We start from the raw sequence: 20,837 nt of genomic DNA on the forward strand, positions 1-20,837 counted from the left end.
TAATCCCTCACTTTCCTGCCGTAAACACAGTCCCCACCGTTTTCCCATCTAACAGATCATAGAGGAGGTTGGGGTCTGAGCCATTGATGATGGCCATGGTGACGCCGGCCTTCCCGGCGATTTTCGCGGCCTGGATTTTGGTGCTCATCCCGCCGGTGCCGAGTCCGGAGACGGAACCGCCGGCGATTTCCTCGATATGGGAGTCGATCTGATCCACCACGGGGATCAGCTTGGCATCGGGGTTTTTATGGGGATCGGAGTCATAGAGCCCGTCGATGTCGGAGAGGATGATCAAGGCGTCGGCCTCAGTCAGGGCGGCCACCATGGAGGAGAGGGTGTCGTTGTCGCCGAATTCCAGCTCCTCCGTGGCCACCGTGTCGTTTTCATTGACAATGGGGATGGCGCCCAGGCTGAGCAGGCGGTCAAAGGTGTTTTTCATGTTCTGCCGGCGCTGGGGCTGTTCAAACCCGTCCCGGGTCAGGAGGATCTGGGCCACCTTGTGATTTTTTTCCAGGAACAGCTTATCGTAAAGATACATCAGCTCGCACTGTCCCACAGCGGCAGTGGCCTGCTTTCCCGGTATGTCTTTGGGCCGTTCCGGAAGGCCCAGTTTGGCCACTCCGACTCCCACGGCGCCGGAAGAGACCAGAACGATCTCGCGGCCGGAGTTTTTCAGGTCGGAGAGCACCTTGCACAACAGCTCAAACCGGCGGATGTTGATCCGCCCCGTGGCATAGGCCAGGGTGCTGGTGCCGATTTTGATGACGATTCTCTTTGCTTCACTGATTTGGCTCATAACTACACGCTCCCTCTGCACGGATGTGGGCCATCCGCACTGAATAATTCAGTATAGCAAACTTGGAAAAGACAGTCAATTGCATTGGAAAGGACTTTGCAGATTTTAACGGGAAAGCGCTATGCCCATTCGCTGCGGCGGCTATGGCGGCAGAAGCGGCGATCCGCATTGCGATCCGCGCCGCGATCTGATATGATGTTTGCGGCAAACTCTATGGGCTTTGTCTCGGATGATAGGCGGGACGCGCTGAGATTTCATGAAAGGGGAGAGGCGTTGTGAAAGGATTCCGGAGGGATAACCTGCTCTTTTCGCTCTGCGGGCTCAACTGCGGACTCTGTCCCATGCAGTTGGGAGGCTACTGTCCAGGCTGCGGCGGCGGGGAAGGAAACCAGCCCTGTGCCATTGCAAGGTGCACCCTGGCCCGCGGCGGCGTGGAATACTGCTTTGAGTGCGGTTCGTTTCCCTGTGAAAGGTATGAGGGTATCGACCAGTTTGACTCGTTCATCACCCACAGAAACCGCAGGCGGAATATGGAGCAGGCGTCGGAGATGGGTATGGAAGCATATTGCGCCCAGCAGAGGGAGAAGGCGGCGGCTTTGCAGGAGCTTTTGTCGCGTTATAACGACGGAAGGCGAAAGACGCTGTTTTGCACCGCGGTCAACTTGCTGGAGCTGGAGGATGTGCGGGCGATTGCGGAGGAACTCCGGGTCATGCCTGGCCAGAGGGAAATGCCGATCCGGGAAAAGGCGGCTCATGCGGCCTCCTTGCTCCAGGATGCTGCCCGGAAGCGGAACATCGATCTTAAGCTGCGCAAAAAGAAAAAGAGCTGAGTATAACTCTCAGCTCTTTTTTTACGTTCCTTTACATGAGGCCCAGCAGGTCTATGAGGCGGAAGCGATGGCAGAACGCCTCCTGCAGGGCTTCCAGGTTTTCGTCGCAGTGCTCGATCTCCCGGCAGAACATCCGCAGGCAGTCGGGATAGGGCGCGCTGAGAGAACCGGTCACCGCCGTGGCCAGCACGCACAGTTCCGCCCGGGAGAGGACATCGCCGTCCCAGACGCTGTGCAGCCAGTACCGGAACAGAAAATAGACGGCGGTCCGCTGTCCCCACAGCTCCGGTGCGTGATAGAGGGGTACACCGCCGCTGTTCCTCCCTGTTTGGAGCAGGCTGCTCCAGTCACTGCCCAGGCACTCTAAGCTTTGCAGCAGCTCCAGCACATGGGGCCAGACTTCGGCGCGGTGTCTTTCATCCGGGATGGGCAGGTCCGGAGCCGTCCACTCCTCAGCGAATTGCGGGAGAGACGCTTCCTCGCCCTCGTCAATCCGCGACTGGACCTCGTTGGCAAAGAGGAGCAGCTCCCCCAACTTTTCCCGAAGCGGAGTGCCCTCCCGGCGGAGGATTGCAAGAGCCCTGTCCCGGCAGCGCAGCAGCGGATTCAGCAGGGAGGGGGTCTGACCGGAGGGGCCTTCCCAATCCGATTCTGTGAACTGGGCGTCACGGGAAAGCACCAGCCGGACCACCTCGGGGCAGGAGGCGCAGAGGCTCTCCTCGCGGCGGGAGCCGTAGTCGTCAAAAAACCGGGGATGGGTGCGGCAGATGAAGCTGGTCCGCGCTTCGCCCAGGCGGCGATAGACCTCACAGAGGCCGCTGCGCTCCAAAAAGGGACAGCGTCCGCCCTGGAGCGGAAAGCAGTATGCGCCGTCCTCATCCCGCTGCAGCGCCTGGCGCAGCCTCTGGCCCAGTTCGCCCGGCACGCTTTGGTAGAAAGCGGCGGTATCGTCGTCCACCATCACCTCCCAGCCAATGCAGCAGCTGTGGGGGCAGCGCTCGGCCAGGCAGCGGAAGTCATTGTAATAATCCGGGACACAGCGTATCATACATCATTCTCCTTGGAATGCCGGCTGCAGGGCCGCCCACAGCAGCAAACGGAAAGATAAAAATCCATGCTCAGGTAAAAAGCCGGGGGGCGCATAAGACGGCCATTTAATCGCAGATCAAAGCGAACGCGGCGTACAGGACAGGCTGATGCGCAAGGTAGACAGGCAGGGAATTGCGGCCTAAAAAGCGCAGGGTGGCCGTCCCGGAGAAAGCGCCGGAGGAAAGGCTGGGGGTTGGCATGCAGCGGCTGAAAAAGTAGCCCATAAAAAAGAGGAACATCCAGGGAAGCATGGGAAAATAGTCCGTGGAGTAAAAGGAGGCGGGAGGGAAGCCCAGATAGGCGCTCAGCAGGCCGCAGTAAAGCTCCGGCGGAAGTGTAATCAAGCCAAAGACCATGTGGCCGGAGGGTACGGTCCGGGTGAAGAGAAAGAGCGCTCCGCTGAGCAGGAGCCCTATGACCGGAGGCAGCTTCCGCATCAGGCAGTTCAGAGGGATCATGATGAGCATGCAGGAGGAGATCAGGGTCAGCACGCCGAACAAAATGACCTGGTCCGGCGCCACAACGACGGTGGTCAGTGAGACGATTGCACCGGCTGTGAAGACGGTGAGTCCCCGCCGCAGAGGGCGGCTTCCATAGGACCAGCAAAATCCGGACAGCAGGATGAAGGTCCAGCAGATGCTCTGCTGCCAGAGGAACCCTCCAGCTCCGGTAAACCAGGAAATCTTCACTCCATACAGGTGGACCAGATCCCAAAGAGCATGATAGGCGATCATCTGCATCAGGGTGAATCCCCGGATGCTGTCAATCCAGCCCCGGCGGTTTGCGTGCTTTGCAGTGGCGCTCTGGCAGCCGTATGCCAAGGCTGCTCCCGCCGGCTGCTGCGCAAAGCCGCAGGGAACACGGCGCAAAAAGGAGGAGTACATTGGTTCACCTCTTTCTCCGGGAATGGGATGATTATTGAGTCTACTATTCAAAACTATCACATGAAGTGCATTCCATGTCAATCCCTGTCGATTAAAATAGAAGAAAAATTTAAAAAAGAACGCCGAGCAGAATGAAAAGGCTTGACTTGGAGTGGACTCCAGGCGCTATACTGGAAAAAATGCTTGAGAGGAGCCGATACATATGCGTTACCGCACACTGGGCCGGACCGGCCTTCAGGTCAGCGAGATCGCCCTTGGCTGCGAGGGATTTGTGCAGCAGGGTGACGAGTTTGCCCGTGAGATGTTCCGCCTTGCCCTGGACAGCGGCGTCAACTGCATGGATTTATACAGCCCCAACCCCGACGTACAGCGGCGGGTGGGGAAGGCCATCCACGAACGGAGAGAACGGTTTATCCTGCAGGCCCACCTCTGCACGATCTGGCAGGATGGCCAGTACAGGGCCACACGAAAAATAGAGGAGGTGCGGGGTGCCTTTGAAACCATGCTCAATCACTTGAACACCGATTACGTGGACATCGGCATGATCCACTATGTGGATTCCCGTCAGCTGTGGGGGGAGATCGCCGAAGGGCCCGTGATGCGTTATGCCCTGGAGCAGAAGGCCGCCGGGCACATCCGCTGCATCGGCGTCAGCAGCCACAATCCGGATGCCGCCCTAACGGCGGTGGAAAGCGGGCTTGTCGATGTGCTGATGTTCAGCGTCAACCCCTGTTACGATCTGCTGCCCGGTGATGAAAACTGCGAAACCCTGTGGCTGGAGGACAGCTACTCGGCGCAGCTGACCAATATGAATCCGGAGCGTGTGCGGCTGTATGAGGCCTGCCAGCGGCTGGGAGTGGGGATTACGGTGATGAAGGCCTTTGGCGGCGGCGACCTGCTGGATGCCAACCTCTCGCCCGCCGGGGCTGCGCTGACTCCCGTTCAGTGCATTCACTACGCCCTGACCCGTCCGGCGGTGGCCTGCGTGATGTCCGGGGCCCGGAGCCTGGAGGATCTGCGCGCATCCCTGGCCTATGAGACTGCCTCGGAGGAGGAAAAGGACTATGCAGCCGCGTTTGCCTCGTTCCCCCGCATCAGGTGGGAGGGGCACTGTATGTACTGCGGCCACTGCGCGCCCTGCCCCAAAGGCATTGACGTGGCCACGGTGACAAAATTCCTGAACCTGGCCAAGGCCCAGGGCGCGGTTCCGGAGACGGTGCGTGAACACTATAGGGCCCTGCCCCACGCCGCCGGGGAGTGCATCCGATGTGGAGCCTGCGAGCGGCGCTGCCCCTTTGGCGTGAGCGCCATGGAAAACATGAGGGAGGCGTCGTCGGTATTCGGCTCATAAAAATTCTATGCGCACGCTGAAAAAATATAAAAGGAGGCCCTTCCCATGACAATTGCCGAGGTGAGCAAACAGTATGGCCTGTCGGCGGATACCCTGCGCTATTATGAGCGCATTGGCCTCATCCCGCCGGTGCCGCGAAATGAAAGCGGCATCCGGGACTATGACGAGGACTCCTGTGGATGGGTGGAGCTGATGAAGTGCATGCGCGCCGCTGGAGTGCAGATTGAGGCGCTGATTGAATATGTGGCGCTGTTCCGACAGGGGGATGAGACCATCGATGCCCGCAAAGCGCTGCTGATGGATCAGCGGAACCGTCTGATCTCCCGCATGGCGGATATGCAGGCGTCGCTGGACCGGCTCAACGAGAAGATCGACCTCTATGAGCAGGGCCTAATGGTGAAAGAGAAGCTTTTGAAGCGATGAGAAAGAGGCTGGTAAACCAAACGTTTACCAGCCTCTTTGCTGTCTTGGCACGGCGGTTCAATCCCGCCGCCATGATTGATCGTAGTCCGCGCTCATAAAAATACTGTACGTGAAGCGCCGGTTCTTTTTGGAAGGTAATCGACAGCCCTGTTTTCTGTTGTTTTGATAGAGACATAGCTCGCTTATCCAGATTCCGCACCGACCGCCCTGGTTAAAATTTTTTGAAAAAAGTGTTGACACGGGGCGAAACCAATGCTATACTAAGCACTGTTCTGAGCGCGAAAGACGCACAGACATCTGGGGGTATAGCTCAGCTGGGAGCCCGGTTGAAGCGGTAAACAACCCCCGCACTAATTGAATAAGAAATTACTCAGCGCACCCCTTACATGGGGGTATAGCTCAGCTGGGAGAGCGCTTGACTGGCAGTCAAGAGGTCAGCGGTTCGATCCCGCTTATCTCCACCAATCGGGTGCGCTGAGTATTCTTAATAAATGCTTGCTTTGAAAAAAGCAAGTTTTTTGTTTTATGTCCGCTTCCCTTTTGAAGCGGGCTTTTTTTATGCGGCGATTGCCGAAATGTCCAGTCCAGCGCTGAACTGCTCAAAGTCAATGTTGAAGTCGATATGCAGCCGATAGTCCCGATACACCTCCACACGCCGGATCAAGCAGCTCACAATCATTTTCTTTGACTCCGTGCTGGCGCTGTCGTACATATCCGCCCATGAAATAATATCGTCATACTGAGCGTTTAAGGCGTCCAGCATGGCCTGTCCCTCGTCGTAGGCCGCCTGCGCCGCCTCCATAGTGTGCTGAACTTCGAGACATTTTGTCTCACAGTCAGAAATCAAAGAACCAAGCAAATCCTGCGAAAAAGCACTTTCGCCCCGGAGAGATTTAATGACCTCTGCCCGGAGCGTATCAAGCTCGGCGGCGGCCTTGGCGTAGTCTGATTTTGCACTTTTGAGAAGTGCCTTCCGTTCTTCCATCTTTTCACGATAACGGATATTGACGATTTCACTTTTGGGGATCGCTTTCATCCGTTCAAAGATCTGCCGCACCACCTTGTCAATGATACCGTCAAGAATATGCGCTGTGTAGCCAGTCTGCCCGTCACACTCGGTTTGTTTGCGGGTCTTGCCGTAGCAGATATACCGCACACGCTTTACAATGCGGTGAGCATCTTCCTTGCACGGATAAGCCTTGCCGTTGGTGGTGAGCGCCAGCCGGGAGCCACAATGCCCGCAAAAGACATTCCCGGCCAGCAAGGACTGGCCACGGGTATTCAGCGGTACACGCCGTTCCTGTTCGGCGGAGTTGGCGCGGGAGGTACGAATGTGCTGTGCGGCCTCAAACAGCTCCGGCGCTATGATCTGCAAATGGGGCAGCGTTTGGGAGCGGCTTTCGCCGCTGCGAAGCACCCCGGTATATGTCAGATTGCAAATGATACCCCGGACGCTGGCGTGATGCCACATTTTACCCGTTCTCGCCCGATAGCCAAGATTATTTAAGTAGGTGGCGATCCGTTGAGCGCCGAAACCCTCATGCACATATTTGTCAAAGATGATCCGTACCACAGCGGCCTCGGCCTCGTTGACAGCCAGTTCAAAAACCTCGTGCTTGCGTTTATTGAAGCGCCCACTCTTTACAAGGCCATATCCATAAGGAGCAAGACCGCCCTTGAAACCGCCGTCCTCGACGAGCTGGCCGAGAGCGGTTTTTGTGCGTATTGAAGTTTTTTCGCTTTCACCGTCAGCCTGCCAAAAGCGGATGTAGTTGGTGAGCTTGTCCGTGTGATTATCAAAACGCTGCTCACCCTCCTGCGTACTCCAGACCCGGATGCCGTTCTTAACAAACCATTCCACCACGAAAGGCGTTTCGTCAGCGATACGCCCGATACGGTCAAACATGAACACAAGCAGAATATCGAATTTTCCCTGTTTGGCTCGTTCCTTGATGATTTGCAGCTTGTCCCGGTTTTCGGCTCTAACTTTATGCCCGGACACGCCGTCCTCCTGCTCCTCGTGAACAATCGTCCATCCCATTTTTTCACAGAAGCGATGGCACTCTCTGCGCTGCATGGGAATGTCGGCTTGGCTTTTGTCATTGTAGTCCACCTGCTTATTGGTGGACACGCGGTATAGGCAATCAACCCGATTACTTGTCATCATTCTGTTTTCTATCATATTGATCCGTCCTTTCATTTGTCGATGGGTCAATGAAAAAACGCAATCAATACGCGGGGAATATGAAGTTTTCAAGGTACATAGGGACTACCCCCACTATTATTATCCCTCTGTTCGGGAGGGATTGCAAGGATGTCGCCGGAGCTATTTTTTGCCGTATTGTTGGCAAAGGAAGATAGTAAAATCTGCTTTACATGATGGAGCGCTGCCGCATTTTTGCAGTCTGCAAAGCTGGCGGTGATGGCGTAGCCATCCACAGCAAATGCGGTATGTTGTTTTCTCTGCTGCATAAAGACCTCCTTTTCAATTCTCGGCAACAGGGAAAGGCCAGCGCCTCATAAAAGCACTGGCCTGCGGCTTATGACCTTGGGACGAAATGTCCCAAGGTGTTTTTGAAAGGCGGGAGCGCCGCACCCGCTCCTGTTGGCCTGTCATAAGACAGCTCATATTCAATGCGACGCTCCCTCACAGCGGACAGCGACGATCCGTGACGGAGCATCAACTACTTTGCTGCGGAGAAGTGAAAACTACCTCTCATATACCAAGGACAAAAATCGGGCAAATGGAGATACCTTTACAGAAATTTTTTCAAATATTTTCTCATAGCCGCCTTGCCGCTTTTGACGGAATGGCGAACGGCGCTCTTGTCCACGCCCTGCTCCCGGGCGATCTGGCGGTAGCTCTTGCCGAGGATCAGATGCGCCTCCACCCGGACGCCCTGCACCTCCGGCAGAGAGTTGAGGGCGTTCCACAGGTGGACGAACAACTCCATACGATCCAGAAGCTCCTGCGGCGTCGGCTCATGCAGGCAGGCTGAGTATTCGATCCCATCGTCACAGTCGAGGGAATACTGCGCCTTATTGCGGGTCGTGCGCCGCTGATGGGCTGCTTCATACAGCTTGTCCGCCTTCAGCTCGGCGGCCACTTCGTCGGAAACTTCGATGTATTCATCATGGGTGTACCAAGCGTAAAAGTCCTTCAGGTTGATGGTCGTCATTTGTATTTCCTCCATTCGGTTCATGTGTGGGTGGGTGAACAGAACGGAGGAACGGCGGGGATCGGCAGCCGGGGCTGGCTGCTTTGGGACAAATTGTCCCAAGGTGCAGGCATATAAAAACGCCCGCACAGCATGACGCTATGCGGGCGCACGAAACAACATTTTCACTTACAAACTGACAGATTTCGCATCCACAGTCGTATAGCCCCGACGGTGGAAGTGCGCTTTTTTTAGCCAGTATAGATCAAATGCACTATCAATAAAGGAAAAGGACACGGCGATACCTCCTTGGATACCGCCGTATCCTTAAAAAAGGGCGACTTTACCACACCCTCCGTTGATCCAATTTTTCAACAGGAAAACGGCGGCTTGAAATATGATATTTCAAAACCGCCGGTTGATTTTAGCACGCAAAATCGTCATCGAATGGCGGTTTCATGTGTTCGGATTTATACGCTGAATAGTTATCTTTCACTCGAATAGTCAATAATGATTTTTTTGCAATCTTCGCACTTGAACGCAAATACGGTGTTGGAATTATCCGCTGCGCCATTGGAAAGGCAAGTGCTTCCCTTGCCCAAAGAAGAAAGTGATGCAACAAGCTGCTTCTTCAATGTCCAATACACGCCATCCCGACATTGGATATAACCCAATGTCATTTCTTTTTCACAATAAGGACACTTCATAAACTCTTTCCCCTTCCATCTTTCAAAGGCGTAAATCGCACGCGTTCTGTTTCATTTATCTCCGTCGCGCTTATTCTCTTTAATTGCCCGCAACAGGCAAAGTCCCATAGCCAAAACGGGCAGCAGCACCCGCAAGCACAAAAAGCCTTGCGGATCACCGAAATGAATATTTGCATCCAGAAGCAGTCCGGCTCCCCACGCTATCAGCGTAAAAACAATAGATGTGATGTACATAATAATATCTCCTTTTTACTTTCATCAATGAGTAAACGACTCTTTATAGGTTGCCGTTGTATCACCCGTTGTTGCTGTGATTTTCACATTATTTGTTCCGTTCTGCCGTGCAACAGGATACGGGATACTAATATCGACGGAATAGGCTTCACCCGGCTCTAATGTAACGGCTTCGGTTTCAAAGGCGTAATCCTCTCCGTTGAGAACAATTTGGGCAATCATATTCTTATCAAAGCTCACCGAATAATCGCCGATATTTTCAACGCTCCATGTGAATTTTAAGCCTTCTTCATCATATACGCCTGCGGTTGCCTTGCGTATCCCAATTTGTAGAATATCATTTTGAGAAGTGCTTTCTTCTCCTGGCAGTTCACTCTCATTGACGGGAGTTGCTTCAAGTTCGTTATTCAAATTGTTCCAATAAGAGCCAATATCCGCACTCGTGAAATACTCAAAATCGCCTGATTCTGATTTCAAATTGCCGTTTTTAGCTCCATAGCAGGCGTAAATCAAATCGTAACTTGTCCCGTCTGAAAGGTTAAATCTAAAGCTGGTCACATCCGCTCCAGCAGTTTCCTCAGCCGTTTTGTCTTTTAGGGATAAGCCCTTGAACATATCATACAGGGTCTTTATATCACTTTCAGCAACGACTACTTTCTTTTCTGCTGATGCGGGCACTCCGTCGTAGTGGTACATTTCAACGCTTTCGACATCTTCAACCTCAAACGGGAAGTCGATATTGACCGTTTTTCCGTTACAGCCAACAAGCCCCAGCGTTAGGATCAGCGCAAAGATTAAGGCGGTTATCTTCTTCATTTCATGCTCCTTTTTGTATTTAGCTATTTTTTTCATTGAACGACCACACTCCCTATCAATTTCTCACGATAGAACAAATAACTGCGTGGTCATCATTGTTATGATAGTTGATGACCAGTTTTGTGTTTTCATTGATATACCAAACATCCTCCATACTGCTACTTTCAGTTGGCTCACCCCAAGCAGCCGTTAGCTCTTGCTTGGTAAAATCAGTTATATAGCTGTTTAGCTGGGCTTCATCTTCCATATTTGATACCTGTTCCAACGAGGGTAGACTATCAATGTTTTTGTGGTGCAGATTGCCCCATGCAAAAATGCCTATCACCACTACTATTGCAATTACAAAAATAAGTATTTTTGTGTTCTTTTTCATGCAGTCACACTCCGTTCCAGATTCGTCATAAATGGAATCCTCCTTGTTTGTTATTGGGGTATCACCTATATAACGCACAAGGAGGAAAAAGGGGACAATATTTTTTGAATTATTTTTTCGTAATGCCTGCGGCGATCTTTACCAACTCGTCCGTATCAATAGAGCCATAAACCGAGAAGAAGCAGCCGTCCCACTCAAAGCAAATATAGCTCGTATCATCCTTCTGGAAGAAGTAGCCTGTTACCCCGTCTTTATCAAACGGCTCTATCTCCGTATTTTCGGTATCGAAATAAACCCGATTGTCTGACTGAGTAATTACAATATCAAAAAACTCAGACTCGCTAATAGCATATTTACGGATGACAACCCCCGGTTCCGTATTCGGCTGCTTAGTCGTATCCTGCAAAATTGCTCCGTCCGGGAGATAGCCAGCCTGATACTCGGTCAAGTCCTGCGGCTCGTCCAACTCGTCACCGTGCAATTCAAAAATACTGTATTTTTCAAAGGTTTCAACCACCCATGAGATGACTCGTTCCCGGAATTGGGCGTTTGCCACCATGCAGGTCGAGAACAGCAAGGTCAAAGTGATGGCCGCAACCGCAACGGTTTTCCAAACCTTTCTGAACGCAATATGTGTCCGGCTGTTTCCTGCCGCTTTGTCATCCGCATCTGCTTCAAGTTCGTTGTGCAAATAATCCTTTAAGGCAATGTGGCAGGCTTTCCCGAAAGTATCATCGGAAATCATGTGACCTGCCTCAACACCCATACTTGAAGATAGCAGTTCTTTGTAAAAACGAAAGCACCCCTTGGCATTTTCCAAATGGAAAAACATTTCTGTCTCCTCCGGGGACAAGCGGAAACAATATCTGCTCAACAGCAGGACGATCCCTTGATAGGGCAGCAACAAGATTTTCTTGCTCAACTCATGGATCTGCTGTTGGTGCAAATCAACACAAGCACAGCTGCCATTCTCAGCAGCCGCGAGGGTGTCTGCGGTCTTTTCAAAGCTGGTCGCCGCCGCTTCTTGAAGCAAAGCCTGCCAACTCATATCCATAGTATTACCCTCCCTCATACAGTTTTCTGAGCTTCTTGACGAGCCGCTGTCCGCGCTTTTTAGCGGCATCCTCGGAAATGTTCAGCAGCTCTCCGATCTCTTTGTATCCCATTTCCTCGGCGTACCGAAGATAGACAAAGCGCCGATCATCAGGGTCGAGCCGGTCTATCAACTCGGTCAGCTTATGCACATCGGCATTGTGAATACACTCGTCTGTGAGGTCATCGGAGTTTTCATCCGAAACGCAGTCCCAGCGGTCAAGGTGAACGCTTTGCTGGGAATGACGCAGCACATCAATAGAAGCGTTTTTCACTATGGTAACGCAGAAAGCGGTCATTTGGGGACAGGGTAATTCAGAAATTTTTTCGATATTGTCCATAATCTTTACAAATGCGGTGGACACAACATCTTCTGCGGCTTCTTCTGATTTTACGATTTTGAAAGAAATGCGCTGGAAGTGGACACGATGCTCATGGAATATCCGCTCTACCAGCGCCCGCTGTTCATCATTCAAAACGCCAAATAGGAGTATCATCATAATAGGTTCCTCGTGGGTAATTCGTTGTAGCCTATCTTTATCGGGCAGGAAAACGCACTTACACAAGTGTTTTTCTCACGGCACGATATTTCAAATTATACCACAGAATAATCCTACGGAAAAGAGGGGAAAACGAGCCAAGCCGATGACACCGCCTCTGTTTTTCGTGGGGTTTCCGGGGGACGCACTAACGGCAAGCAGGGCAAGTGTAGCCACACTTGCTATTTTTGCATCCCGGCGGGCTGCAAAAACGCTTGTTGGGGAGCCTCCCCAAACCCGGCTTTGGGACAAAATGTCCCAAAGTAATTTGTCTGCGTCACCGTTCGCTATCGCTCCTGTTCCTTTTTGTGCTGGCCGTCTGTGACGCCCAGCAGATGGTCGATGTTGGCCTTGACCGCCACGGCCTGCCGCATTTCCTCCTGCGCCGAGCGGTACTCGGTATAGAGCGCCTTTTTCCGCGCCGCCAGTTGGCGGCGTTTTTCTTTTAGCTCTGCCATCTTAGGCAGTTTCTCACCACCCAGCAGCTCTCCCATCGTAGCCTTGGCCGCCCGGTAGTCCGCCAGCTCCACCTCATGCTCGGCAAGGTATTTTCGGCTGTACTTGGCAGCCTTGTACCCGTCAAAGATGGGGCGGGTCTTGGCGTACCGCACCACGGCTCCCATCAGCTCGGATGTTGCGGAGAGGTCAGCCTCCGTCCGCCGGAGCTGTTCGGTCAGGGCATGAAAACGGGAAACGGCATCCTCGGCCTTGGCGGAGAGCTGGTCATACTCGGTGATATTCTGCTCCTGCATGAATTGAAGTGCCGCCGCCATCTGTTTAAGGTTATAGACCTTTGCCCACCGCGCATAGGCAGCCCCCTTGCCAGAGCGCAGGCGCTCCTGTATATCCACGATCAGATTGACACGGCGAGGGGCGGCAGGCGCAGGAACAGGCTGCTCCGGGAGTGGGCGCTCCCCGGCGATGACGGCCTTGATGTCCTCGGGATCGTAGCCGTCCCCGAGGGTAGACGCTCGAAGCCGGGTTGCCCGCTCCTGCCCCGGAACAAGAAAAGAAATCGTACCGCCGCGCCCATGCTTGACCGTGTAGCCGGACGCCTCCATGAGCCGGAGGAAAGCGTCAAATTCGGCGGGGCGTTTGGCAAGAGCTTCATTGATGGCAAGCCGTAGCTGCTCCTTGTACGAGGACTGCCGCTCCGCCCCCAGCCATGCCCCATAATGGAGAAAGCGCCCCTTGCTGTGCAGCTTGGGGTTAGTGATGACGGACAGCTCATTTTCAAGGCAGATGCGGTCAGAGAGCCGCCGCACCGCACGGCCAGAGCCGATGAAGTCCCGGAACTTCCGGGTGCAGTCCAGCGAGGTCGAGTTATAATAAATGTGATTATGGATGTGTGCCTTGTCCGTGTGGGTAGCAACGAAAAAGGCGTACTTGCCCTTTGTCCAGCGCATCGCCGTTTCATAGCCGATACGGTTTGCCTCCTCCGGCGTGATCTCACCGGGCTTGAACGACTGGCGGATCTGATAGCATAGCACATCCGCGTCCCGCCGCTGCTCCCGGCCTGTGGCGGCTTTGTACTTGGCCTTGCTTAATAGGAACTCGGCATCGGCGGTCATGTGGTCGCAGCCGTAGGACGAGATCAATTCGCCGCCCTCGGTCTTGTCCGGGTTTTGCCCATAGTCAAACCGCTCTTTCAAGGACTGCGCGATGGTTTCGCCCTTGCTGATTTTGTGCTTCTTGTAGTAGGTCGTGGCCGTAGGCAGCCCTCCTTTCATCATTGAATAGTCATAGATAATCTGTTATACTTGTATCAGTATAACTGCGGAGATACTTTACAATAGAGACTTGACGGAGGACTTCGTAAATGTATAGAGAATTAGTTTTAGAGCTTTCCAAAGGAAATGAGTGGGTGAAAGTTCAACCGCCTTGCTCTGAGGCCGTAATATCCGAAGCAGAAAAAGTTGTAGGATACTCGTTTCCCGAAGAGTTAAAAAATCTACTAAGGGAAATGAATGGTGATAAGTGGCTCTTTTTATCGGCTGAAGAAATAATTGAGAATGTAAAGCTGAATCGAGAGATATTCCTCCCACTTTTTGAGGAAGATTATAGCAAAGAAGAATATCAGGAACGAGTGGATAGGTTCATATTCTTCGCAACGAATGGGTGCGGCGATTATTATTGTTACCGTGTTTGCCCAAATGGGACGGCTGATACGAGCGTAATTTATATCTGGGAACATGAAAACATTGGGGATCGCTGTTGTTGGAAACCTGTTGCCAACAACATAAAGGAACTAATCGTGCGATATTGTAACGGTGAGATTTAATAATCCAGCAACTTCCATTTCGCCAAGATAAACACTATATAATCAAGACTGCGGCTGAAATCAGCCGCAGTCGTTTCAGCTTTGGGACATTTTGTCCCGAAGTATCAGCCGGTGATGAAATCCCGCAGGGTGAACTTGGCCGAGTGCAGCTTGTCCACCAGCCACTCAGCGATGGCGGGAACGCCAAAGGGAGAAACGAGGAACGCAAGGACGAGGAACGCGATCCCGCCCACCGTCTGCCCGCCGATGAACAGGATCAGGGAGAGCAGCGTCAGCACGATGCAGCCCAGCTCACACACGGCGGACGCCACGCAGAATAGAAATGTGACCATAGCGGCCAGCAGGGACAGCGCCACCATCACGGGGGCGGCAAGGATTTTGAGAACGATCATAGTAGCTACCTCCATTAAAAAATCGGGTTGGTTTGTCCTTCTACCCATATTATACCGCTGGGAAAATAGGCACACAAGGATGTCGAGCTTTCACCACCTTGGGACAAAATGTCCCGAAGTCGTGAAAGCGGGGGAACGGCACAAGGCCGCTCCCCGACAAATCATAGGCTCACCACAGCCGATAGCTTTTTCAGCAGCTCGGACAGCGGCTCCCAAAGGGCGGCATAGTCCTTTTGGAGCGCTGTGATCTCCGAGGGATAGATACCGTAGGTGTTGGCATGGACGGCCACTTGGTTTAGGTTGTTGGCACACCGCCGCTGCAAAGCTACCAGCTCCCAGATGTCCGAGAGGTCAACATGGAGAACATAGCCGTTGAGTGCCATTTTCCGCATGTAGGCTCCCATGTTGGAAATCCCGGCCTCGGCCATGCGGTCAGCGATCAACGCCTGCTCCTCTGGCGTCACCATCACATGAAGATGGACAGAGCGCCGCCGCTTTTTCGTCACCGCTCCTCACGCTCCCGGCTGCGGCGCTTGGGCGGGTGTTCCCGCACCTTGTCCAGCGGCTTTTCTGCCGTGGGCGGTACAGGCAGATTATTGATGATACCGTCGATCTGATTATAATTCTGCTCCATCGCAAGCTCGGCGTTCTTGTTGGGATTATGTTCCTGCTCCATAAATATCCTCCTATCTGTCGCCCCGGTCAGGGGTATTTTTCTTTTGGACGGATTGCCCACGGTCAGCCTCGGCCTGTTTTGCGGCGGTTTTCATCTGTTCCCGGATCGAGCGGGGTCTGTCGGGATTGTCGGGCGCAGGCCGTAGCTCATAGTCAGACGCCTGCCGTTTTGTCAATGGCCGTGTGTAGGTCAAATGCCCCCACGCCAGAAACGATCCGTTTTCAACCGGGACGCGCTGATCGTAGTTGACAATTTCGTCCGGGGCGTTGCGGGGCGGCTTGGGGAATGTCCCAATGTCCACGGGGCGCTGGGTGGAGTAATACTTGTAAAGGCCGGGGGCCTCGGTCTGCTTGACACCGACATTGTAAAGGCGCTGATACTCCTGCACCCGCGCCGCAAAGTCCTGTTCCAAAGCGGCACGGTCGCTGCCGTAATGCCCCCATTCATACTGCCGCTGGCCGTCCTTGTCATCATAGCAAGCCCATGTGACATAGGGCGAGGGAGCGGTAGGATGATGCCCCAGCGCAAAGCCCCTGCCGTTTTCCAGCATGACGGCCTTGATAATCTCATAGCCTTGGTTTTTGTCCATAAACCCTCCTCACCGTGATACATCTTTCTCCGCCCGTTTCGCAAAGGGCTGAAGCTGATAGGGGCTTTTGCCGTCCTCCGGGCGCAGGAAGTCCAGCCTTGCGGCGGCACGGATGGCGTTCTGGTTGAGCTGCCGCTGCCATGCCCCTTGGCTGGGCGCCCACTTGAAGCCCTCGCTTTTGAGCGCCTGCCGGGTGTCGGCGTCCGGCTTATCCGCAAAAATGAGCTGCAAGCGGTTCTCCGCCTCGTTGACCTTGGCCTCGCCACCGGGGAATGTCCAACCCACAAACTCCGTCTTGTGGCTCAGCTCCTCGATGCGCTGGCGCACACGGCGGATATTGGCGTTATTGTTGGTGAGCAGATAGGACGGAAACGGAACGGGGTCTTTGCGCCAGTCTTGGGACATGGACGCCTTGACCTTTTCTACCTGCTCCGCCGTCAGCTCGGGGCAGCCCTCCAGCGTCTTGTGCTTGCGGTAGTAAGCATTGACCGCCTTCATCATGGTCTGCTGAGACTCCATCCCCTCCAGCTTTTTCATGAGCTTTTCCACGGCAAGATCATCGTCGGCGCTGATACCGCCCCGGCCTGTGGAGCGGATCTTGTCCAGCAGCTTTTCAATTTCCGCGTACTCGCCGTAGTTGCGATCCCGGGCGGCGTTCTGCTTGGCCTTTTTCGCCACGGGGAAATTGCCGCCCCCGGTGATTAGAATGGACGGCACACGGGCGTCAATGGCGTTGCGCTCATTGAGATTTTCCGCCAGCCTGCGGGCGTAGCGGTCAACAAGGGCGTCGATCTTATCGTGGTACATGGGATCGACCTGCGCCTTTTGTTTCTCTGCCAGCGCATAGGCTTCATCCACCATCGCCCGGTAGCCCGCTGTGGCCGAGCCGGGGGCATAATCGGAATAGCTGTTCATCTCCTTTGCCCGCTTTGCCGCCGCCTCGCTGATCTCATAATATTTAGGCATAATTCCTCCTTTCAGCCGGGACTTCGGGACAAAATGTCCCAAAGCCCCGGCGCTTGAATGTGGAAAGCATTTCTGCAAAAACAGGGGCGGACGGAAAACATACCGCCCACCCCAAAAGTGCCCCGGAAAAGCCTTGTAAATGCGGGCGTTTTCCGGGGCTATTTTTCCACGCACTACCTCCGCTTGCGGCGCATATATGCCCGCTTCTGCTCCCGTAGGGCAGCCCCGGCACAGGCCGGGGAGCAGTACCGCTGCCGCCCGTCCGGGAGAAATGCCCTGCCGCATACCGGGCAAGGCCGGGTTTCTGTGATACGCTCCACGGTCAACGACCTTTCCAGCACAGGATCAAGGGGCAGCACCGCCGAACGGAAATAGCGGCAATAAGCGCCCGTCCAGCACTTGCCCAGCATATAGCAGGGACAGTCCAGCGGCAGGCAGCCATAGTCTTTATCGTAGTTGGCGCACCACTTTGTCACCAGCTTGCGGATCGCCGCCTTTTCCTGCCGGGTCAGTTCACGGCTCATTTTTGCCCCCTGTCTTGGACTTGAGCTGTTCCCGGTAGCAGAACACGCAGCCGATCCCGCGCCAGTAGGAGCAGCCGTCACAGCGGGAGCCTTTGGGCGGCAGGCTGGGCGGAACACCCTTGAAGAAGCTCTTTTCTTTCATAAAGTCCTCATAGGGACTGTTGGTAAATCTCATGCTTCATCCTCACTTTCCGTTTCGTCCTCGTCCTCCCAAGGCGGGGTATCGTCGTAATCGTCGCCGTAGTCCTCCGCAGCGTCGGTGGCCTGCTGCTTTTTGGGGCGGTAGATCTTGAAATACCAGCCAGCCACGCCGCCGATGACCGCCACGGCCAGCACCAGCAGGATCGTCCCGCCGCTGTTCTTGGGCTGCTCCGGCTCGGGGTCAGGCTCCGGCTCTACCACAGGCACAGGTTCGGGAGCCTTGCCCTGGCACTCGCCCATATTCACGGCGCAGACGGTGCAATCCGTGTTGATAGCACCCACGGCGCATTTGTCCGCGCAGGCACACTCCGGCAGCTCACCGCCCGCAGCCTGCATCGCCGCCAGCAGGTCGGCCTCGTCCACCATGTTCAAAAAGTAGGTCTGGTACTGCTCGCCGTCCTCGTCGGTGGGCTTGTCATAGTCAATGACGATGTAAAAGGTGTTGCCGCCGCTGGTCTGCACCGTGATGAACTGCTTATTGGTGGCCTTGTCGTAGAGCAGGTCACGGGTCACAAGGTTGCCATCCTCGATGAAGCCCTCGCCGGGGTCAACGGTTTCGGCGGGCAGCGCCTCCACCGGGGCAAGGCCGTCCCATTCCTCACCGCCCCCGGCGTAGGCAGTAACCGCCATGCCGCACATCAAAACAGCGGCGCAGAGCGCCGCCGTCAGCTTCTTCATCCACTTGTTCATTCACTGTCCTCCTTATCCGCAGACTTCGAGACATTCTGTCCCAAAGCGCCGCCGCTTTTGATGGTCTGGAGCAGCATGGGCAGGTCGGTGAGCGAAACGCTCATGCCGCGCACGATCTCCACGATCTCACTGTTTTCCGCCTCCAGTTTTTTCTGCTCCAGCTCCTTGAGCCGTGCCTGCTGCTCGTTGATCTTGGCCGTGACCTTTTCGATCTCGGCCTGAATTTTTGCGCTTTTGGAGATAGCCATAAAAACCTCCTGTCAAAATAGTTTTCCGTAGGCGTAGAAATGGGACTGCCAGTAGCTCGTGTTGAGGTTGGCGTAGCTGATGGGGTCGCCACAATGAAGCATCCAGCCGTCGCCCACATAGATGCCCACATGGGAAATCCCCGGCGTGTCATAAGTCCCCGTGAAGAACACCAAGTCGCCGGGTTTGGGGCTGCTTGTCCGTGCGGAGATGTTGTATAGCCCCTGCGCCCCCAGCCGTCCGAAGTCCCAGCCACATTGATTGTAAACATAGCTGACGAAGCCGGAGCAGTCGAAGGATGTGGACGGACTGCTGCCGCCCCAAACATAGGGGTATCCCACATACTTCTCCGCTTCTTTCAGAATGGCGGCAAAGGTTTCATCGGCAAGATAGTCCTCGGGGATCTCATGCAACGGGGGTTTGTTGGTGTACTTGCCCACATAGGGCGAGGACAGGAACAGGTCGGGGCGGTTGCCCAGCGTCGCCATATAGAGGGCGTACCGGGACAGGGTTTCCTCGCCCATAATGTAAACGGGCAGATGGGAGAGATTGAAGTTTTCCAGCGTCACGGTGCAGATGTAATAATCGTAATACACCCGGTAGGTGTCGCTGTGGGTGTTGCCGTCCTCGTCTGTCCAAGTGTCCGTTTCCAAGTAATACCGCCGTTCCACCACCACATCCTCGGTCAAAATGTACTGGCGGTCAAAGAGCATTTGGAGCGTCCCCCGCACCTCGTCCAGCGTCCACTCGCCCTCATGGAGCGCGCAGACGATGGACAGCAGCACATAGGGATCGTGTTCGATGGTGTCAAGGTCAAAATGATATTCGTCGTAATCGTGGGTGCGGGTGTAGGTGTCGAGGTAGCGTTGCAGCTCGTCCTCCAGAGCGCAGTAGGTAGCCTCCGCCCCCAGCAGGTCAGCGTCCTCGGCGGCATAGGTGGATGCGCCGATGGCTCCGGCCACGCCGTTGCCCACCGTCACCAGCGAGGACATACACGATTGCAGTACTACCAGCAACAGAAACGCCGCCAGCAGCAGGAGCAGCCCGCCGGGGTGTTCCTTGATGTAGGCGGACACCTTTTCCGTCAGCTTGCCCGTGACGGACGCCGTGCCCTCGGCGGCCTTGGCGGTCTGTCTGGCAGCCTCCCGCGCCTGCTTTGCGTACTGACGCTTGATCTTCTGCTTTTGCAGATACCGGGACACCGCGCCGCCCTCCTGCATTTCCGGGTGTTCCTCCACGGTCTTGCGGTAGTAATAATCCGCCGTGGCCTTGATATGCTTGCTTTCGGCACGCTCCACCGCCTTTGCCGGGTGCTCCCGGATGACCTTGCGGAGCTTGCGCCTGCCGAAGCGGTACACGGACTCTGCCGCCAGCTCGGAACGGTGTGCGCCCTCCGTGCCGACATTTTCATGCTCGACCTCATAGAGCTTGCCATGAACAAAACCGTGGACGCCGTGTCCGGCGGTATGGGCAAGACGCATGACCGCACCGGGCTTTTTCGGCGGCTTCTGCTTTGCCAGCTTCTCCCTTGCGGCGTCCAGCTTCTCGCCCCGGCGCTCCATCCGCAGCTTGGACGCCGCCGTTTGCTCTTGCCGGCTTTTCCGCCGAAACTTGGACTTCGGGACATTTTGTCCCGAAGTGTGGTTACTCGTCTGTTCGCTCATGGGCAAGATCCTCCGGGCGGGTCGTCAGCAGGTCATAGATCTCTCCACGGGGGAAACGATCTACAAACGGGATGGTGACATTCCCATAGAACAGCAAGCCCTCGCCGGAATTGGAGTGCGTGATGTAGGAGAGCTGATGCTCGGAAATGCCGAGCTGCTTTGCCAAGATCGCACGGTCGCTCTGCGCCTGCGACAGCAGCACCATGAAATCCGTGTTGTCCAGAATGTTCTCAATCTCACGGCTGGCCAGCAGGTCGTAGGGTAGGGTAAAGGCGCCTTGCCGCCGTTGGCGGTAGGTTTCCTACACCCTCCCTCG

At 54.8% G+C, this 20,837-nt stretch carries 26 protein-coding genes, 1 tRNA gene and 2 pseudogenes; 5 read left to right on the forward strand and 24 right to left on the reverse strand.

Annotated elements, in window-relative coordinates:
• Positions 1-7: 7 nt before the first annotated feature.
• Positions 8-796 carry a glutamate 5-kinase gene (proB, locus tag H8790_RS05110; protein ID WP_187333851.1) on the reverse strand — a complete coding sequence of 263 codons (789 nt, stop codon included), beginning with the start codon at positions 794-796 and terminating at the stop codon, positions 8-10.
• A gap of 275 nt (positions 797-1,071) precedes the next feature.
• Here proB and H8790_RS05115 point away from each other — a divergent pair, with 275 nt between their 5' ends.
• Positions 1,072-1,626, forward strand: a complete 555-nt coding sequence (locus H8790_RS05115) for a DUF3795 domain-containing protein (protein ID WP_187333852.1) — start codon at positions 1,072-1,074, stop codon at positions 1,624-1,626.
• Between the two features lie 31 nt (positions 1,627-1,657).
• Here the strand turns inward: H8790_RS05115 and fliB are convergent, their stop codons facing one another.
• The gene (gene fliB, locus H8790_RS05120) at positions 1,658-2,674 is read right to left on the reverse strand and encodes a flagellin lysine-N-methylase (RefSeq protein ID WP_187333853.1); all 1,017 of its coding nucleotides are present in this window, start codon (positions 2,672-2,674) and stop codon (positions 1,658-1,660) included.
• A 106-nt stretch (positions 2,675-2,780) separates the two neighbouring features.
• Complete coding sequence (locus H8790_RS05125) at positions 2,781-3,599, reverse strand: heparan-alpha-glucosaminide N-acetyltransferase (protein WP_187333854.1); 819 nt, start codon at positions 3,597-3,599, stop codon at positions 2,781-2,783.
• Between the two features lie 202 nt (positions 3,600-3,801).
• Between H8790_RS05125 and H8790_RS05130 the strand changes: the two genes are divergently transcribed.
• The 3 genes from H8790_RS05130 (at position 3,802) to H8790_RS05140 (ending at position 5,837) form a co-directional block, all read left to right on the forward strand.
• Positions 3,802-4,950, forward strand: coding sequence for an aldo/keto reductase (locus tag H8790_RS05130; protein WP_187333855.1), 1,149 nt, complete (start codon positions 3,802-3,804; stop codon positions 4,948-4,950).
• Positions 4,951-4,995: 45 nt separating this feature from the next.
• A complete protein-coding gene (locus tag H8790_RS05135) occupies positions 4,996-5,373 on the forward strand; it encodes a MerR family transcriptional regulator (protein WP_187333856.1) in 378 nt (125 codons plus the stop codon).
• Between the two features lie 388 nt (positions 5,374-5,761).
• Positions 5,762-5,837 (forward strand) — tRNA-Ala (locus tag H8790_RS05140).
• A gap of 92 nt (positions 5,838-5,929) precedes the next feature.
• Here H8790_RS05140 and H8790_RS05145 read toward each other — a convergent pair.
• The 10 genes and pseudogenes from H8790_RS05145 to H8790_RS05185 all read right to left on the reverse strand — a co-directional run bounded on the left by H8790_RS05145 (position 5,930) and on the right by H8790_RS05185 (position 13,944).
• Positions 5,930-7,555 (reverse strand): recombinase family protein, encoded by a 1,626-nt coding sequence (locus tag H8790_RS05145; protein ID WP_187333857.1) that lies wholly within the window; start codon positions 7,553-7,555, stop codon positions 5,930-5,932.
• Positions 7,556-7,626: 71 nt separating this feature from the next.
• The gene (locus tag H8790_RS05150) at positions 7,627-7,845 is read right to left on the reverse strand and encodes a hypothetical protein (protein WP_178869655.1); all 219 of its coding nucleotides are present in this window, start codon (positions 7,843-7,845) and stop codon (positions 7,627-7,629) included.
• Positions 7,846-8,129: 284 nt separating this feature from the next.
• A complete protein-coding gene (locus H8790_RS05155; protein ID WP_187333858.1) occupies positions 8,130-8,552 on the reverse strand; it encodes an RNA polymerase sigma factor in 423 nt (140 codons plus the stop codon).
• 464 nt (positions 8,553-9,016) lie between these two features.
• Positions 9,017-9,238, reverse strand: a complete 222-nt coding sequence (locus tag H8790_RS14065; RefSeq protein WP_117541246.1) for a PF20097 family protein — start codon at positions 9,236-9,238, stop codon at positions 9,017-9,019.
• 51 nt (positions 9,239-9,289) lie between these two features.
• Positions 9,290-9,472, reverse strand: coding sequence for a hypothetical protein (locus H8790_RS05160; RefSeq protein ID WP_242993955.1), 183 nt, complete (start codon positions 9,470-9,472; stop codon positions 9,290-9,292).
• A 363-nt stretch (positions 9,473-9,835) separates the two neighbouring features.
• A pseudogene (locus H8790_RS05165) lies at positions 9,836-10,216 on the reverse strand (zf-HC2 domain-containing protein); the annotation flags it as partial.
• A 127-nt stretch (positions 10,217-10,343) separates the two neighbouring features.
• Positions 10,344-10,661 (reverse strand): hypothetical protein, encoded by a 318-nt coding sequence (locus H8790_RS05170; RefSeq protein ID WP_187333859.1) that lies wholly within the window; start codon positions 10,659-10,661, stop codon positions 10,344-10,346.
• Positions 10,662-10,770: 109 nt separating this feature from the next.
• Positions 10,771-11,715: a DUF4367 domain-containing protein gene (locus H8790_RS05175; RefSeq protein ID WP_243208574.1), complete on the reverse strand. Its 945-nt coding sequence runs from the start codon at positions 11,713-11,715 to the stop codon at positions 10,771-10,773.
• A gap of 4 nt (positions 11,716-11,719) precedes the next feature.
• On the reverse strand, positions 11,720-12,253 hold the full coding sequence (locus H8790_RS05180; protein WP_187333861.1) for an RNA polymerase sigma factor: 534 nt from the start codon (positions 12,251-12,253) through the stop codon (positions 11,720-11,722).
• Between the two features lie 326 nt (positions 12,254-12,579).
• Positions 12,580-13,944 (reverse strand): relaxase/mobilization nuclease domain-containing protein, encoded by a 1,365-nt coding sequence (locus tag H8790_RS05185; RefSeq protein ID WP_404821714.1) that lies wholly within the window; start codon positions 13,942-13,944, stop codon positions 12,580-12,582.
• A 167-nt stretch (positions 13,945-14,111) separates the two neighbouring features.
• Here H8790_RS05185 and H8790_RS05190 point away from each other — a divergent pair, with 167 nt between their 5' ends.
• The gene (locus H8790_RS05190) at positions 14,112-14,573 is read left to right on the forward strand and encodes an SMI1/KNR4 family protein (RefSeq protein WP_187333863.1); all 462 of its coding nucleotides are present in this window, start codon (positions 14,112-14,114) and stop codon (positions 14,571-14,573) included.
• A gap of 104 nt (positions 14,574-14,677) precedes the next feature.
• Here the strand turns inward: H8790_RS05190 and H8790_RS05195 are convergent, their stop codons facing one another.
• From H8790_RS05195 to H8790_RS05245, 11 genes and pseudogenes are all read right to left on the reverse strand, one after another.
• On the reverse strand, positions 14,678-14,965 hold the full coding sequence (locus tag H8790_RS05195) for a CD1845 family protein (RefSeq protein WP_187333864.1): 288 nt from the start codon (positions 14,963-14,965) through the stop codon (positions 14,678-14,680).
• Positions 14,966-15,126: 161 nt separating this feature from the next.
• Positions 15,127-15,471: a plasmid mobilization protein gene (locus H8790_RS05200; protein WP_187333865.1), complete on the reverse strand. Its 345-nt coding sequence runs from the start codon at positions 15,469-15,471 to the stop codon at positions 15,127-15,129.
• On the reverse strand, positions 15,468-15,641 hold the full coding sequence (locus H8790_RS05205) for a DUF4316 domain-containing protein (RefSeq protein ID WP_187333866.1): 174 nt from the start codon (positions 15,639-15,641) through the stop codon (positions 15,468-15,470). The genes H8790_RS05200 and H8790_RS05205 overlap by 4 nt, the downstream gene beginning before the upstream one ends.
• Before the next feature lie 10 nt (positions 15,642-15,651).
• Positions 15,652-16,230 (reverse strand): defense against restriction DarA-related protein, encoded by a 579-nt coding sequence (locus H8790_RS05210; protein WP_187333867.1) that lies wholly within the window; start codon positions 16,228-16,230, stop codon positions 15,652-15,654.
• 9 nt (positions 16,231-16,239) lie between these two features.
• Entirely contained in the window at positions 16,240-17,196 is a 957-nt protein-coding gene (locus tag H8790_RS05215; RefSeq protein WP_187333868.1) for a hypothetical protein, read from the reverse strand.
• A gap of 173 nt (positions 17,197-17,369) precedes the next feature.
• On the reverse strand, positions 17,370-17,720 hold the full coding sequence (locus H8790_RS05220; protein WP_186878329.1) for a cysteine-rich VLP domain-containing protein: 351 nt from the start codon (positions 17,718-17,720) through the stop codon (positions 17,370-17,372).
• On the reverse strand, positions 17,710-17,895 hold the full coding sequence (locus tag H8790_RS05225) for a hypothetical protein (RefSeq protein ID WP_187333869.1): 186 nt from the start codon (positions 17,893-17,895) through the stop codon (positions 17,710-17,712). Before H8790_RS05225 ends, H8790_RS05220 begins: the two co-directional genes overlap by 11 nt.
• Positions 17,892-18,611, reverse strand: a complete 720-nt coding sequence (locus H8790_RS05230; RefSeq protein ID WP_187333870.1) for a DUF4366 domain-containing protein — start codon at positions 18,609-18,611, stop codon at positions 17,892-17,894. The genes H8790_RS05225 and H8790_RS05230 overlap by 4 nt, the downstream gene beginning before the upstream one ends.
• Positions 18,608-18,859, reverse strand: a complete 252-nt coding sequence (locus H8790_RS05235; RefSeq protein ID WP_187333871.1) for a DUF4315 family protein — start codon at positions 18,857-18,859, stop codon at positions 18,608-18,610. Before H8790_RS05235 ends, H8790_RS05230 begins: the two co-directional genes overlap by 4 nt.
• A 12-nt stretch (positions 18,860-18,871) precedes the next feature.
• Positions 18,872-20,521: a C40 family peptidase gene (locus H8790_RS05240; protein ID WP_187333872.1), complete on the reverse strand. Its 1,650-nt coding sequence runs from the start codon at positions 20,519-20,521 to the stop codon at positions 18,872-18,874.
• Positions 20,502-20,777 (reverse strand): annotated as a pseudogene (locus H8790_RS05245) (VirB4-like conjugal transfer ATPase, CD1110 family); the annotation flags it as partial. The pseudogene H8790_RS05245 and the gene H8790_RS05240, both read right to left, overlap by 20 nt.
• Between the last annotated feature and the right edge of the window lie 60 nt (positions 20,778-20,837).

The organism is Oscillibacter hominis (genome assembly GCF_014334055.1).
In the GTDB taxonomy this organism is placed as follows: Bacteria; Bacillota; Clostridia; order Oscillospirales; family Oscillospiraceae; genus Oscillibacter; species Oscillibacter hominis.